Genomic DNA, 15,541 nt, shown 5'->3' with positions numbered 1-15,541 from the left:
TCGATCACTCCAGTCGAATCCGGGCCGTGTCGCGGAATGCTGGTGCGGCGGCGCACATTCCCCGCACAACCGGCGGGAGGAAGCCCGTGCGCACCAGGTGGTCCAGGACGCGGCGGCCGTGTGCGGCGTCCAGTGGCGGGCAGGTGAGACCGGTGCCGGCCAGCGCGGTCTCGGTGTTGGTGCGGTCGACCCTGTACTCGCCGCCGGCCCTGGGGTCGACGAAGTCCTCGCGCAGCAACAGGGGAACCACGGGGAACAGCGCGTTCTCGGGACCCACGCCGGCCAGTGCCGCACGCCAGCGCGTGTCGTCGACGATCTCGAACTCGTAGCCGTAGTCGGTGATCCACCGCCAGACGTCGGCGAGCGGCAGTGGTGTCGGGTTGTTCAGGTGGAAGACGCGGCCGAACGAGTCCTGTTGCCGCGACAGGTGCGCGACCGCGCGGCTGACGTGGTCGACCGGCATGAAGTTGAGGCTGAGGTCGTGGTCAGGGCCGATGCCGAGCTGTACGCAGCCCTTCACCAGCACGCACGAGTAGTCGGACGGGTTCGCGACGCCGGTGCCGCTGTGGCCGAGCATCGCGCCGGGGCGGTAGCGGACGACCGGGAGACCGCGTTTCCCCGCCGCGGCGACGAGTTGTTCGGCCACCCACTTGCTCTGGTCGTAGCCGCCGACCACCTCGCTCGGCGGGATCACGGTGTCCTCGCGGACATCTTTGTCACTCCCGTGCATCAGGACGTCCAATGTGGACATGTGGTGCACGGCTTTCGCCTTGGTCGTGCAGGCGAGACGCAGGATCTCCTTGGTGCCCAGCACGTTCGGCTGACGCAGTGCCGCGTACGGGAAGACGAAGTTCACCAGCGCGCCGCAGTGGTAGATCACGTCTATTTGCAGGGCGAGCCGGGCATAGGTGTCGTCGTCCAGGCCGAGTCTCGGCTGATCGAGGCTGCCTCGCACGACTTCGATCCGGTCGCGGAAGTCGTCGTGCCAGAGCTGGTAGTCGCGCAGACAGGTTTCCACTCGTTGCCGGGCGGCTTGGTCGTCGTCTGATCTCACCAGACAGTGCACGGTGTTGGTCTGCAGGAGTTCCGCGAGCAGGAACGCGCCGAGGTAGCCGGTCGCGCCGGTCAGCAGGATGTGCCGCGGGTGCAGGACGTTCGCACTGGGCAGGCCTACCGGGGTGATGTCCTCGTCGAGCACCGCGTCCCGTTCGAGTTCGGTCTTCACTCCGGGGGCGGGCAACGCGGCCCGGTCGACCTTTCCGTTGCGGGTCAACGGAAGTTCAGGAAGTTCGACGTAGTGCGCGGGCACCATGTAGTCGGGCAGCGTGCGCCGCAGGAAGTCCGCCAGGTCGTCGGGTGGCTCCCCGGCCGGAACGTAGTAGGCCACGAGCCTGCGGTCGCCCGGAACGTCCTCGCGGGCGATCACCGCGACCGCGCTGACGCCAGGATGCCGGACCAGGGTCATCTCGATCTCGCCGGGTTCGATCCGGTGGCCGCGCACCTTGACCTGGTCGTCGGCGCGGCCCAGGTACTCCAGGACGCCGTCCTCGCGGTACCGGACCTCGTCGCCGGTGCGGTAGAGGCGCTCTCCAGGTGCTGCGGGATCCGGCACGAATCGTTCCGCGGTCAGGCCCGGCCGGCCCAGATAACCGCGCGCCACCCCGGCGCCGCCGATGAACAGCTCTCCTCGTGCTCCGATCGGCACTGGACGCAGGTGCTCGTCCAGGACGTGCAGTGTCGTGTTGTCGATCGGCCTGCCGATGGGAACCGGGCCGGGCGGGGCGGCACCAGCGGCGACCTCGTGCACGCAGCAGCCGACGACGGTCTCCGTGGGGCCGTACTCGTTGACCACCAGCGTTTCCGGCGCGTGTTCGGTCCACGCGCTGAGGGTCTGGCCGGACAGCGCTTCGCCGCCGACGACCAGTCGCCTGGTCGCTCGGGCCAACTCCTCGGGTGCGAGCAGCGCGCCGAGCAGGTCGAGGTGGGCGGGGGTCAGTTTCACCAGGCTTTGCCCGCCGTCGCTCAGCACCTTGGCCAGCCCGGTGACGTCGGCGTCGGTCAGGGTGACCGTGCGTCCGGCGGCCAGGGCCGGGAACAGCGAGGTGACGGTCAGGTCGAAGCCGATCGACGAGTGCAACGGCGAACCGCTGCCTTTCTCCAGTTCATAGGCTTTTTGAGCCCAGGAGGCGTAGTTCGCGAACCCTCCGTGGGTCACGCCGACGCCTTTCGGCACGCCGGTGGAGCCCGAGGTGTGCAGGACGTAGGCCAGGTTGTCCTGGTGGACCTCGACTTCCGGTTTCGTCGTGGGGTAGCTGTCGAGTCCGTCGAGCAGGAGCCTGCGGCGCGGCAGGACGGGCACGCGGCTCGCGAGGTCCGGTGAGGTGACGAGCTGACGGGCGCCGCCGTCGGCGACGAGGAACGCGAGCCGTCCCGGTGGGTTGGCGGGGTCGAGCGGCAGGTACGCGGCACCTGCCTTGAGCACGCCGAGCAGTGCGACCGGCAGGTCCAGACCGCGGTTCAGACACACCGCGACCCGGTCCTCGACGCGCACTCCCCTGGCGCGCAACGCGTTCGCCAGGCGGTTGGCGCGTTCGTCCAGTTCGCGGAACGTCAGCACCTCGTCTTGGCACCGAACGGCGACCGCGTCGGGGTGGTCTCTCGCCGCCGCCTCCACGAGTTCGTGCACGGGTGGCTGAGCGGGTGTGCGCGGACCGGTCGACCAGGCCCGGAGCTGATCTCGTTCCGATGGCGGCAGCAGTTCCCCTGTCGTGACGAGGGATTGGAGGCGGGCCAGCCACCGTTCGGCGTCGGCGTGTTCGACCCGCACCTGACCGCCCTGGACGCGCACCACCGGTTCGTCCGCCTCGACGACCGGCACGACCCGCGTCAGCACATGGCCTGCGAAGTCCACAGTGGAGGGTTCGCCCTCGACGAGCAGACCGCCCAGCGCCGCCACGACGTCTTCGGTGACGCCTTCGAGCTCAACCCACGCGGTGGCTCGGCCGGTGCCGCCGGGTTGTACTTCGGCGCCCGGCAACGGATGGCAGTCGAGGAGCGGATGGATCACCACGCGCAGCACGCCGTCCGCGACCGACACCCGGAACAGCGGCGGGTTGGCGGGGTCGAGCGGGGAGTCGTCGTTGATCCGGACGGCGATCCGGCGGGCGACCAGCCGCACCGGCGTGCCGTCCAGCTCGCGGAAGTAGGCGCGCAGCTCCACGCGCTTGGACGCCTCCGCGGTGAGCGCCTGTTCGAGCGCGGCCACGTCGGGGGCGTTCACCAGGAACTCGTCGACGATCGGGTCGAGGGACATCGGTCTCTCCTCAGAGCGAGACGGACTCGGACAGCTCGCGGGCGACTAGCTGGACCAGCGGGTCGACCAGACCGGCGGGGTCGACCAGGCCTGCCGCCACCAGCTCCTCGACGGCGAGGTCCACTTCGGACTCGGTGCGCCCATCCCCGCCCGCGTCGCCGGTGGTGGCGAGCGCCCGCAACGCCCTGACCGCGTTGGGCGACAACGCATCGAGGCTCGCAGTGATCTCCGCCCGGACACTGGTCGTGCCGATGGCCAGCTCGTCCAGCACCCCGGCGCCGGTCATGCGGTCCGCCAGCCGTGCCAGCGTCATACCCGGCCGCAGCGCCAGTCGTTCGGCGATGATCTTCAGCGCTCGCGGGTTGCCGGCGCAGGCGCGGATGACGGCGTGCGCGGCCTGGGGTTCGTTCGCGGCTCTGGCGATCCCCAGCACCCGAACGGCATCGCGATTCGACAGCGGACCGAGCCTCACGGTCTCGAACCCACCCGGGATGCGGCGCGTCGACACGAGCACCCGGCTCTGCCCCGCGCCGAGGACGAACGGCGCAACCTCCCGCGCGCCGTCCAGCACGATCAGCACCCGTCGTTCGGCCAGCAGCGACCGGTACGCCGTCGCCCGGTCCGCGATCTCGGCCGGCACTTCCTCGCGCCGGATGCCCAACGCGCACAGCAACTCGGTGAGCGCCTCACCCGTGCCGCGGGTGACGCTGTGGTAGAGCTGACCGTCTGGAAAGGACGGAGCGAGGCGCTCGGCGGCGCGCAGCACCAACGCCGACTTGCCGATCCCCGGCGGCCCGCACACGACCGTGACCCGGCTGGTCGCCGCGACGATCGCGTCGAGCTCCTTCCTGCGACCGGCGAAGTCGGCGGGCCCGGGAGGCAGCCCGCGCGGCACGGCGGCGAACACCCGGCGTTGCGCGTCCCTCAGCTGTGGACCGGGATCCAGCCCGAGCTCGGCGCGCAGCACGTCCCGCGCCTTCCCGAACGCGGCCAGCGCCTCCGCCGTGCGCCCGGCCCGGTGCAACGCCCCGACCAGCTGCGCCCAGGTCCCCTCCGCGAACGGCCGTTCCGCGACCATCTCCCGCAGCACGCAGATCGCGTCGTCCCCGCGCCCGGCCCCGCTCAACGCCTCCACCAGCGCCGACGACACGGCCCACCGCCGGTCGTCCAGCGCCGTGGCCGCCGCGTCCACCCAGGGCCCGAGCTCGACCCCACCGAACGCCCGCCCGCGCCACAACCCGAGCGCCTGCGTCAGCACCTCCACCGCACGCGAGTGCTGCCCGGCCCGCAGCGCCTCCTCGCCGGAGTCCGCGAGCCGGTGGAACACGTGCAGGTCGACCTCGCCCGGATCCACCTCGATCCGGTACCCGACCCCCACACTGCTGACCTGAGCCGTGCCGGCCAGCACCCGCCGCAGATCCGACACGTACGTGCGCACGTTCGACGGCGCCGACCGCGGCGGAGCCTCCCCCCACAACGTCTCCACCAGCCGATCGGTGGACACCATCTCGCCGGCCCGCAACAACAGCGCGACCAGCACCCCCTGCCGCTTCACCCCGCCGATCGGCAGGCGCCCCGCGGCACCGTGCACCTCCAACGGACCCAGCACGTGCAGACGCATCCGACCCCCCGGTCCCAGTCCGGCGTCACCACCGGGTGGGGAGTCAAACAACGCTCAGCATCGGCTCGGCCTTCGCTCGACATCGGCCACCGCGCGACTCGAAGGCCGAGCAAGCTAGTGGTGCGTCTCCTGCGGAACCTTCACCTCGGCCAACGGCAGCGCGCCCGCCCGAGTCCGGCACCGGCTGCACAACACGGACTCGTCACCCAAAGCCGCGAGGTGCGCACGGATCTGCGCGACCTCCGGCGCCTCACCCTGGTAGACGGGCAGCGCCTTCTCCCACAGCTTGCGCGCCCGATCGTGCTCCCCGAGCGCGGAAGCCACGTGCGCCAGCCCCTCCCGAGCCCGCGCGAGCGCCAGCGGCAGGTCTCCCTCCAAGGCGATCTGCTCCGCCTCGTGGAACGCCGCCTGCGCCTCCACGAACCGCCCCGCCGCCAGGTCCGCCTCCGCCACGGCGGTGATCGCGTCGCACTCCGGCTCGTGCAGGTCCGACGAGCGGGCCACCTCGCGCGACTCGAGGCCGATGGCCGTCGCCTCGTCCAGCCGGCCCTGGGCGCGATACGTCACGGACAACCACGACAAAGCCACGACCTCGCCCCGCACGAAACCGATCGACCTGCACAGCCGCACCGCACGCGCCAACGGGTCGAGGGCGACCGTGTCGCGTTCGCGGTTGTGTTCGAGCCAGCCGATGTTGATGAGGGTGATCGCCTCGCCCTCGACCGATCCCACCCGCTGGTGGTGCGTGAGAGCCACCTCGAACAGGGCGCGGGCACGGTCGTGCTGGCCCAGCTGGCAGGCGACGATGCCCAGGTTGATGGCGGAGTTCACGCTGTTGGTGTCGTCGCGGAGAACCCGCGCGACCTGGCGCGCTTCCTCGAACCGGACCGCGGCCTCGGTCAGCGAACCCGCCTGCAGCAGCGAGACGCCGAGGTCGCGCAGCCCGCCGGCCAGTGCGGGCAGGTCTCCCGTCGCGCGGCAGATCGCCACCGACCGCTCCAGCACGTCGCGGACCTCCAGGTTGCGGCCCTGCTCGCGCAACGCGAAGGCGACGGCCTGCCACGCCAGCGCGAGACCCTGCTGGTCGTCCAGCGTGCGCGCGGCCCGCACCGCGTGGTCGGCCAGGTCCAGGACGCCGGCGCGCTGGCCGATGCGCTGGAAGTACGGCAGCAGCACGAACGGCAGCTGCCACGCGTGCGTCAGCCAGCCGTGCTTCGAGGCGTGTTCGACGGCCGCGACGAGGTTGCGGTGCTCGGCTCGCAGCCGGCGCAGCGCCTCCTCCGGCGAGTCCGGCGGGGGTGCCGGAGAGGGGAAGGCGATCTCGGGCGTGAAGCGGGGCGCGCCCATCGTCAGCGTCGCGCAGTGCGACTCGGTGAAACCCAGGTAGTGGTCGAACAGCCGGTCGAGGGCGGTGTGCGCCTCGTCCGCGCTCAGCTCCTCCGCCATGCCGCGGGCGCAGTCGCGCACCAGGTCGTGCAGGCAGTAGCGGCCGGGGTCGCGTTGCATCACCAGGTTCCGCTCCAGCAACGCCTCCAGCCCGTCCTCGGCGTCGGCGGGCGGCAACCCGGCGAGCGCGGCGGCCGCGTACACGTCGAAGTCGTGGCCCGGCACGAGCCCGAGCAACCGGAACAGCCGCTGCCGCACCGCGCTGAGGTCGCGGTAGGACAACGCGATCACCCCGGACACGCTGTGGTCGTCCGCGGTGAACGTGCGGTCCCGTCTTCGCCGGTCGCGCAGCTGGCCGGCGAGGTCGTCCATCGTCCACTGTGGACGGCGACGGAACCGGGAGGCCGCGATGCGCAACGCGAGCGGGAGGCCGCCGCACAGTGCGACCACCTCCTCGGTCGCCGAGCGCGATGCCTGCACGCGATCGGACGACGCGATCCGCCCGAACAGCTCCACCGCCCCGTTCGGTTCGAGCACGTCCAACGGCAGCGGCACCGCGCCGGGCAGGTCGAGCAGCTGCCGCCGGCTCGTCACCAGGACCAGCGATCCCGGTCCGCCGGGCAGCAGCGGGCGCACCTGGGAGGAGTCGGAGGCGTTGTCGAGCAGCACCAGCACGCGCTTGCCCGCCGTGCGTTCCCGCCACCGGTCCCGGCGCGACGCGGGATCGAGCGGCATCTGGTGCGCGGGCACCCCGGTCTGCCACAGCAGGGCATCCACCGCCTCGTCCGCCGTCATCGGCCGCACGTCGTCGGTGTGCCCCCTCAGATCCACGAAGTACTGACCGTCCGGATAGCGGTCGCGCAGCAGATGCGCCACGTGCACGGCCAGCGCCGTCTTGCCGACCCCGCCCATGCCCTCGACCACGAGGATCACCAGACCGTCGGCCGCGAGCCCGAGCAGCTGCTCCACCTCGGCGGCCCGGCCGGTGAAATCCGGTGTGTCGTAGGGGAGGAACGACCCGACCCGCTCGCGCTCCAGCGCGCCGCCGGGCTCCGAGCGCAGCATCTGCTCGTGCAGAGACCGCAGTTCGGGACCGGGATCCGCGCCCAGCTCCTCCGCGAGAAGCCGTCGCCCCTCCTCGAACACGGTCAGCGCGTCGCCCTGCCGCCCCGCGCGGTACAGCGCCCGCATCAGCGTGGCGCGCAACGACTCCCGCAGCGGGTTCTCGGCCACGTGCCCGACGAGCTCGGCGACGAGGGCGGGATCGTCGAGCTCCAGCCGCAGCCGTGCCAGGCGTTCGACCGCGACCAGCCGTTGCTCGGCCATCGCGTCGCGGGAGGTGGAGATCGACGACGACACGAGCCCGTCCAGCAACGGCCCGCGCCACAACGCCAGCGCGTCGGTCAGCGACGCCGCCGCCTCCCGGAGCAGGCCTGCCTCGGCGGCGGCGTCCGCATCTCGCACCAGAGCGTGGAAAACCGCGGTGTCGACGGTCTCGCCGGAGATCTGCACCCGGTACCCGTGGGTCGTCGTGACCAGCCGCCCACCCGCGGCACCGATCACGCGGCGCACCCCCGCCGCCGCGTTCGACACCTGCCGCCGCGCGGTCTGCGGCGGGTCGTCCCACAGCTCGTCCACCAGCCGGTCGAACGAGACGACCGCGCCGGCGTTCAGCAGCAGGACCGCGAGCAGCTTCTGCTGTCGTTCTCCGCCGAGCTCCACAAGGCTGCCCGCGCGGCGGAGTTCGAGCGGGCCGAGTAACCGATATTCAAGAACCACGACTCCCCCGAATCGATGTGAAGGCTTTTGAATACCACAACTCGGCAGAACCGAAGCATCGTTTTCCGAAAGCATTTCGATTACCCTTCGAACGCATTCGGACACGTGCAGTGAGTGTTGACAGCGCGCGTCGAACCGGCTCTTATGTGTAACCGCCGCCACACTTGCCCGTGGCGGACCAACCAGAAGCGGGGGCCTTGAAAATGCGTTGGTATGCCTTAGCAGGAGCACTGACCGCGGCGTTGGCACTGGCCGCTGCCCTACTGCTGCCCGGCGCCGACAAATCGGGTCCGGGCTCGACCGAGACCGTGCAGGCAGGTCTCGCACCGTGCTCGACCGGGTGCTGAGCTGTTTCGGTGCCCGCCGATCCTGACGATCGCGCACGCGCCGCGCAGGGTTTCGCGTTCACCTGCGCGGCGCTTTTAGTACTCGTCGCCGTCATCGGCAGCACTTATCTGCCCACTCGTGTTGCCGGTGAAGAGATCACCGCCCGGCAGGACACCGCTAAATTGATCTGGCCGATGGCGTGGCGTTTCTACATCAATTCCGCCGAACGCGAGTACACGGTCGCCTATCAACAGGCCGCCGGCGAGTTCGTGCCACTGAGCCACCCGGCCGCCGACGCCCGTTACCTGCACGGCATCAGCAGGACCTCCTACGGTGACGCGATCAGGGTCGTGTCGACCGCGCAGTCCATTCAGGCGGACCAGTGGCGCGACTGCGACGCGCCGGACGTCTCCGCGTGCCGCGACGTGATCGCCGGGGCTCCGCGCACCCGGATTCCCGACCGGTTCGCGCCGCACGTGTGCGGGCCGGCGGTCTTCACGATCGAGCGCCCCTCCGACGAGCGAACCACCCGGCGGATCAGCCGCGTGGCCGCCGTGGAGCTGACGTGCTGAACCGGCTCCTCGCCGCTGACCCGCGGTCACCGCTGCTCGGCGCGGCCAGATCCCTCGTCGCCGCCGCCCAGCTGCTCACCCTGATGTCGACGTCCGACACCGGTCTCTTTCCCGGTCTCGACGGCGCCCCGGACGGCCCGCTGTGCACCGGTCTGCGCGCGACGTCGTTGTGGTGCCTGGGTTTCGACCCGGTGATCCCCCGCTGGACGGCCATCGTGGTCCTCCTGGCGGTGGCGAGCGGCTACCGTCCGAAATGGACCTGCGTGCCACATTGGTACGTCGCGTTCAGCTTCACCGCCGCTCTGATCGCACCCAACGGCGGCGAGCACATCAGCAAGATCCTCGCCCTGCTGCTGATCCCCATGCTGCTCGGCGACGACCGCCGCTGGCACTGGACCCAGCCGCGGACACCGATGTCCCCGCGCTGGCACGGCGCGGCGGTCGCGAGCCACCTGGCGATCCGCGCCCAGGTCGCGTACGTCTACGGCTCGGCGGTGTGGTTCAAGCTGCGCGAACCGGAGTGGCGTTCCCGCGACGCCATGCACTACGCGATGCAGGACGCCTACTTCGGCGCCACCCCCGCGATCGCCGAGCTGATCGACGGCGTGGGGCCGGTGCTGACCTGGGGCACGATCGCCGCAGAGGCCTTCCTCGCGGTGTCGGCGTTTTGCGGTCTGCGCATCCGGCGGTGGGCGGTGCTCGTCGGCGCCGCGCTGCACGCCGGGATCCTGGTCGTGCTGGGCCTGGTCGGCTTCGGCCTGGTGATGGTCGGCCTGCTGCTGGCGTCCGCTAGCCGGAGCTCTTCACCAGCAGATCCATGACGTCCGGAAGTTCGGCGCGCAACGCGGCGACCGTCTCGGCGTTGCCGCTCAGGTGGTGCAGCAGCGCGCGCTGGAAGACGCCGTCCAGCGTCACGTAGGCCGTCCCGGGTGAGGCGGCAGGCGTCGCTTGGCGCAGCTCGGCGTACCGGGTGATCACCCGCCACACCATGTCCTCGCGGTGGCCGTCGATCTCCAGCACGTCGGCGCGGAAGTACTCCTCGTACAGGCTCTGGTTGCGCAGGTCGTACCAGAGCCGGTGCAGCGTCGCGTCCTGGACCAGGGTGTCGAAGAACATCGCCACGAACTCGTCGCGCAGCTGGTCCGCGCTGGTGGCGTGGGCGACCACCTCGTCGTACTTGGTCACGCAGACGCGCTCGTACTGGCGGACGGCCTCGATGATCAGGTCGCGCTTGTCCGCGAAGTAGTAGTGCAGGACGCCGTGCGAGAACTCGGAGTTCTGCGCGATCTCCCGCAGGCTCGTGCGCGCATAGCCCAGCTCGGCGAGCGTGTGCAGCGTCGCCACGGCGAGCTCGGTCCGCCTGGCGTCGAACTTGTCGACCTGCCGGCGGGCGATCTTGTCCTGTTTGCGCTGGGCGACCTCCGTCACAGCGCTGATGCTAACCCAGATCGCGACAACGCCTGACCACTCGTCCAAAAAATCTTGGACAGTCGTCAAGAAAAAACTTGACGACTGTCAAGCATTGATTAGGGTGTGAGCCAACTCACTTCAGGAGGCGACTCGATGACGAGCTATCAGCTGAGCGGGCGAAAAGCGCTGGTCACAGGCGGTGCGCGCGGTCTGGGCGCGGGCATGGCGGAGGCGTTGGCCGCAGCCGGCGCGGCCGTTCTGATCGGGGACGTCCTGGAGGACGAGGGCAAGCAGACCGCTCAGACGCTCAGGGACTCGGGCGCGACGGCGGAGTTCGTGCCGTTGGACGTCACCGACGACGCGAGCTGGGCCTCCGCGGTGAACACGGCGATCGACGCGATCGGCGGGCTCGACATCCTCGTGAACAACGCGGGCATCGAGATCACCAGCCTGATCACCGAGCTTGACCCGTCCGACATCCGCAAGATGCTCGACGTCAACGTGCTCGGCACGGCGCTCGGCATGAAGCACGGCCTGCGCGCGATGCGTCCCGGCGGCGCGGCGGGCAACGGCGGCTCGATCATCAGCGTCGCGTCCGTGGCCGCGACCATCGCCTTCCCCGGCATCAGCGTCTACTCGGCGACCAAGTCCGCCATCGACCGCCTGACCCGCGTCGCCGCGCAGGAGTCCGGAAAGCTCGGCTACGGCGTGCGCGTCAACTGCATCTACCCCGGCCTCACGCCCACCGCCATGGGCAACCAACTCGCGGTCGACTGCGCCAACCTCGGCCTGTTCCCGTCGCCGGAAGCCGCTGCCGGTGCCGTGGTGGAACTGACGCCGCTCGGACGGCTCGGCCAGGTCGACGACATGGCCGACGCCGTGGTGTTCCTCGCCTCCGACGCCTCGAAGTTCATCACCGGCGCGGGTCTGCCGGTCGACGGCGGAATGGGTATGTGACATGGCCAAGCCTGTTGTCGTCTACGGAGCGTCCGGCTACACGGGGCGCCTGATCTGCGAGTACCTGCGTGAGTACGGGATCCCGTTCCTCGCCGTCGGCCGCGACGCGAAACGGGTCAAGGAAGCCGTGGACGCGGTGCCCGGCATCGACACGGTCGAGTACGAGGTGCTGGAGGTCGAGCACACCGAAGAGGCGCTCACCGAGGCGTTCGCCGGCGCTCGCGTTGTGCTGAACACCGTCGGGCCGTTCTCCCGCTACGGCCACGAAGCGGTCAAGGCGAGCCTCAACGTCGGCGCCCACTACACCGACACCAACGGCGAGCAGGACTGGATGATCGACGCCGACGCGCAGTACGGCGCCGACTTCGCGGCACAGAACCTGCTGCTCTCCCCCGGCCTCGCGCAGATGTACACGGTCGGCGAGATCGCCGCGCAGATCTGCCTGGAGAACCCCGGACTGGACACTTTGGACGTCGCGGTGTTCTGGAAGGGTTATCCCACCGTCGCTTCCACCAACACGATCCTCACCAACGCGGCGTTCGCGAAGGCGTACTACCTGGAGCAGAACGAGTACGTGGAATGGCAGGCGGACGCGGGCCTCTACGAGCTCGTCGTGCCCGGCCAGCACGAGCTGGGTCTCGCGTTGCCGTGGGGCGGCACCGCGCATCCGGTGTGGTTCAAGAGGGATCCGCGCGTCGCGTCGGTCCGTGCGTTGGGTGGCGTGTTCAACCGGCCGTTGATGCTCGGGGTGCCGCAGATCGTCGCGGCGGCGCTGGAACAGATGGAAGGCAAGACGGACGCGGAGAAGTACGAGATCGTCGACGCGTTCTCCGCCCAGGTCCGCAGTGAGATGCCGCCGCGCGAGAACCCGCGGATCAACATCTCGCTCGACTCCGTGCACGCGTCCGGGCCGCTCGGTCGCGCCAGCTGCGTCATCCACGGCAACTGCAACTACAAGCAAACGGCGTTGCTGAACGTGCACGCCGCCGTGCACCTGCTGCAGGACGCGCCGCGCAGGGTCGGGTTCGCGTCGGGCTGCCAGGCGTTCGGGCACCGGGAGCTGCTGGGCGCGCTGCGGTCGTTCGGCCTGGTGCTCGACCCGATCGTCGAAGTGCACCGCTGATGCGGCTCTCCGACTACCTGGACAAGGGCGCGTCGCTCGGGGGCGACGCGCCCTGCCTCACGATCGGCTCCCGGTCCCAGACCTACGCCGAGGTGCGGCAGCGCTCCTGTGACATCGCGGGAGCGTTGCAGGACAGCGGAATTCTTCCCGGAGATCGGGTCGCGGTGTTGTCCGCCAACGATCCGCTGGCGCTCACGTGCGTGTTCGGCATCTCGCGGGCCGGGGCGGTGTGGTGCCCGGTCAACCCGCGCAACGAAGCGGCGGAGAACCGGGAGCTGTTGGATCTCTTCGGGTGCCGGTGCCTGTTCTTCCAGTCGGCGTTCGCGCCGCTCGTCGAACGCATCCGGGGCGATCTTCCGGCGCTGACCACGTTGGTGTGCCTGGACGGCGAGGTCGAGGGCGCTGTCACGTTCACCGAGTGGCTGGCGAAGCACGGCCGCGAGCCGTCGCCGGTGTCCGTGGCCGACGACTCGCTGTGCGTGCTGGCCGGGACCGGTGGCACGACCGGCAGGCCCAAGGGCGTGCGGCTGACCGGGCACAACCTGGAAACCGCGACCGCGCTGACGTTGATGAGCTACCCGTTCGGCGTGCGGCCGCGCTACCTGGCTTTGGCACCGCTGACGCACTCGGCGGGCGTGCTCACGTTCCCGATCATGGCATTGGGCGGCGAGACGGTGATCATGCCGGCGCCGGATCTCGGCGAGTTCCTGCGGCTGATCGAGCACCATCGGATCACGCACGCGTTCCTGCCGCCGACCGTGATCTACGGACTGCTCGACCACCCGGCTCTCGACTCGACGGACCTCAGTTCGTTGCGGTGCCTCTGGTACGGCGCCGCGCCGATGTCCCCGGTGCGGCTCACCGAGGCGCTGCACCGGATCGGCCCGGTGATGGGTCAGCTGTTCGGGCAGACCGAGGCGCCGAACATGATCGCCACGCTCGCTCCGGCCGATCACTTCCTGCCCGACGGTTCGATAGCGGTTTCCCGCCTGTCCTCAGCGGGCCGACCGACTCCGTTGACCCAGGTCGCGATCATGGCTCCGGACGGCGAAGTTCTGCCTCCCGGTGAGCGCGGCGAGATCGTCGTGCGCGGGCCGTTGGTGATGGAGGGCTACCACGAGAACCCCGCCGCCACGGCCGAGGTGAGCGCGCACGGCTGGCACCACACCGGCGACATCGGCTACCTGGACTCCGAGAACTTCCTCTACATCGTCGACCGCGCGAAGGACATGATCATCACGGGTGGTTTCAACGTGTACTCGGCCGAGGTCGAGCAGGCGCTGCAGGCCCATTCCGCCGTCCAGGACTGCGCCGTGGTCGGGCTGCCCGACGACAAGTGGGGCGAGCGGGTGACGGCGGTCGTGCAGCTGCGGGCGTCCGGGAACACCGATCCTGATGCGTTGATCGCGTTCGTGAAGGAACGGATCGGCAGCGTGAAAGCACCGAAGCAGGTCGAGATCTGGCCCGACCTGCCGCGGTCCAAAGTGGGCAAAGTGCTCAAAGCCGAGATCCGGCAACGACTTACATGACCACGACCTGACGAACCGCCTCGCCGGACGCCAGCTTGGCGAAGCCCTCGTTGATCTCGGTCAGCCCCAGCCGCCCGGACAGCAGCCCTTCGACCGGCAGCCGTCCGGCGCGGTAGAGGTCGATGAACCGCGGCACGTCCCGGCGCGGCACGCACGACCCGAGGTAGCTGCCCTTGAGCGTGCGTTCCTCGGCGACCAGGTTCAGCGCGGGCAGCGTGACGGTCCGGTCCGGGTGCGGCAGCCCGACCGTGACCGTCGTGCCGCCCACAGCCGTTGCGGCGTAAGCCTGTTCGAGCACGGCCGCGACACCGGTCGTGTCGATCACCTTGTCCGCGCCGCCGTTCGTGAGCTCGCGGACGTGCTGGACGACATCCGGTCCGCCTGGCGCGTCGTGCGTCGCCCCGAGGGTTCTCGCGAGCTGCCGTTTGTGCTCGACCACGTCCACCGCCACCACCTGCGTCGCCCCCGCCGTGATCGCCGCCAGCACCGCCGCCAGCCCGACCCCGCCGAGCCCGAACACCGCGACCCGGTCTCCCGGTGTCACCTGAGCGCTATAGAACGCCGCACCCGCACCCGTCAGCACCGCGCACCCGAACAGCGCGGCGATGTCCAACGGCAGATCTGGCGGGACGAGTGTCGCCGACCTGTCCGAAATCACCGTGTACTCGGCGAAACCGGACACGCCGAGGTGGTGGTGGGGCTGCGTGCCGTCCGGGAGCGTCCACCGGCGATGTCCGCTGAGCAGTGTGCCCTCGCGGTTCGCGGCAGCGCCCGGCTCGCACAGCGCCTGACGCCCCGACGAGCACGGACGGCACGCACCACACGCCGGAACGAACGACAGCACGACGTGATCACCGGGCTTGAACTCGGCGTTCGGCCCGGCCTCGACGACCTCGCCCGCCGCCTCGTGGCCGAGCACCATGGGCAACGGCCGGATCCGCGAGCCGTCGATCACCGACAGGTCGGAGTGGCACAGGCCGGTGGCGTGCACCTTGATGAGCACCTCGCCGGGGCCGGGAGGGGCCAGGTCGAGGTCGAGGATCTCCAGCGGCCCGCCGACTGCGGTGAGCACGGCTCCACGAGTCTTCACGCTGCCACCACCAGCCCCTCCATCGCGGCACGCAGTCCCGCCGGGATCTCCACCGGCTTGCGGCTCACCCGATCCACGAACACGTGCACGAAGTGACCTTCCGCCACCACGTCATCGCCGCCCTCGACGAAGAACCCGACCTCGTACCGCACGCTCGACCGGCCGAGGTGCCCGACCCGCAGCCCGGCGTCCAGCGCGTCCGGGAACGAGACCGAGGCGCGGTAGTTGCAGTGCGACTCGACGCACAGCCCGATCTCCTGCCCCGCCTGGATGTCCAGCCCGGCCGCGATCAGCCACGTGTTGATCACCGTGTCCATGAACGCGTAGTGGACGACGTTGTTCACGTGCCCGTAGACGTCGTTGTCCGCCCATCGGGTCGGAATCCGCTGCCAGTGCCCGTAGTCGTCGCGCGAGGTGCTCACCGGCCCACGATA

General features: G+C 70.3%; 11 protein-coding genes. 5 read left to right on the top strand and 6 right to left on the bottom strand.

Translation table 11 applies throughout. The annotated features are described in order from the left end of the window. Positions 1-4 precede the first annotated feature (4 nt). From AB0M24_RS00925 to AB0M24_RS00915, 3 genes are all read right to left on the bottom strand, one after another. Positions 5-3,313: an amino acid adenylation domain-containing protein gene (locus AB0M24_RS00925; RefSeq protein ID WP_363758964.1), complete on the bottom strand. Its 3,309-nt coding sequence runs from the start codon at positions 3,311-3,313 to the stop codon at positions 5-7. Between the two features lie 10 nt (positions 3,314-3,323). Beyond that, positions 3,324-4,934, bottom strand: coding sequence for a BTAD domain-containing putative transcriptional regulator (locus AB0M24_RS00920; RefSeq protein ID WP_363758961.1), 1,611 nt, complete (start codon positions 4,932-4,934; stop codon positions 3,324-3,326). Between the two features lie 114 nt (positions 4,935-5,048). Further along, complete coding sequence (locus AB0M24_RS00915) at positions 5,049-8,099, bottom strand: BTAD domain-containing putative transcriptional regulator (protein ID WP_363758958.1); 3,051 nt, start codon at positions 8,097-8,099, stop codon at positions 5,049-5,051. 356 nt (positions 8,100-8,455) lie between these two features. Between AB0M24_RS00915 and AB0M24_RS00910 the strand changes: the two genes are divergently transcribed. Continuing rightward, a complete protein-coding gene (locus tag AB0M24_RS00910) occupies positions 8,456-8,998 on the top strand; it encodes a hypothetical protein (RefSeq protein WP_363758955.1) in 543 nt (180 codons plus the stop codon). Then, the gene (locus tag AB0M24_RS00905; protein ID WP_363758952.1) at positions 8,992-9,819 is read left to right on the top strand and encodes a sporulation-delaying protein SdpB family protein; all 828 of its coding nucleotides are present in this window, start codon (positions 8,992-8,994) and stop codon (positions 9,817-9,819) included. The genes AB0M24_RS00910 and AB0M24_RS00905 overlap by 7 nt, the downstream gene beginning before the upstream one ends. Here the strand turns inward: AB0M24_RS00905 and AB0M24_RS00900 are convergent. Beyond that, positions 9,788-10,426, bottom strand: a complete 639-nt coding sequence (locus AB0M24_RS00900; protein ID WP_363758949.1) for a TetR/AcrR family transcriptional regulator — start codon at positions 10,424-10,426, stop codon at positions 9,788-9,790. The genes AB0M24_RS00905 and AB0M24_RS00900 overlap by 32 nt on opposite strands. 135 nt (positions 10,427-10,561) lie before the next feature. Here AB0M24_RS00900 and AB0M24_RS00895 point away from each other — a divergent pair, with 135 nt between their 5' ends. Genes AB0M24_RS00895 through AB0M24_RS00885 form a run of 3 tightly spaced genes read left to right on the top strand, consistent with a single transcriptional unit; the run spans position 10,562 to position 14,017 of the window. Further along, entirely contained in the window at positions 10,562-11,365 is an 804-nt protein-coding gene (locus tag AB0M24_RS00895; protein WP_363758946.1) for an SDR family oxidoreductase, read from the top strand. 1 nt (position 11,366) lies between these two features. Then, positions 11,367-12,488 carry a DUF5938 domain-containing protein gene (locus AB0M24_RS00890; protein WP_363758943.1) on the top strand — a complete coding sequence of 374 codons (1,122 nt, stop codon included), beginning with the start codon at positions 11,367-11,369 and terminating at the stop codon, positions 12,486-12,488. After that, positions 12,488-14,017, top strand: coding sequence for a long-chain fatty acid--CoA ligase (locus tag AB0M24_RS00885; protein ID WP_363758940.1), 1,530 nt, complete (start codon positions 12,488-12,490; stop codon positions 14,015-14,017). The genes AB0M24_RS00890 and AB0M24_RS00885 overlap by 1 nt, the downstream gene beginning before the upstream one ends. Here the strand turns inward: AB0M24_RS00885 and AB0M24_RS00880 are convergent. Together AB0M24_RS00880 and AB0M24_RS00875 are read right to left on the bottom strand one after the other, a co-directional pair. Beyond that, positions 14,010-15,107 carry a zinc-dependent alcohol dehydrogenase family protein gene (locus AB0M24_RS00880; protein ID WP_363758937.1) on the bottom strand — a complete coding sequence of 366 codons (1,098 nt, stop codon included), beginning with the start codon at positions 15,105-15,107 and terminating at the stop codon, positions 14,010-14,012. The two genes, AB0M24_RS00885 and AB0M24_RS00880, sit on opposite strands and share 8 nt — an antisense overlap. Then, complete coding sequence (locus AB0M24_RS00875; protein ID WP_363758934.1) at positions 15,104-15,529, bottom strand: thioesterase family protein; 426 nt, start codon at positions 15,527-15,529, stop codon at positions 15,104-15,106. The genes AB0M24_RS00880 and AB0M24_RS00875 overlap by 4 nt, the downstream gene beginning before the upstream one ends. Between the last annotated feature and the right edge of the window lie 12 nt (positions 15,530-15,541).

The organism is Lentzea sp. NPDC051838 (assembly GCF_040681245.1).
Lineage (GTDB): Bacteria > Actinomycetota > Actinomycetes > Mycobacteriales > Pseudonocardiaceae > Lentzea.
This window is presented reverse-complemented; position numbering and strand designations above follow the sequence as displayed.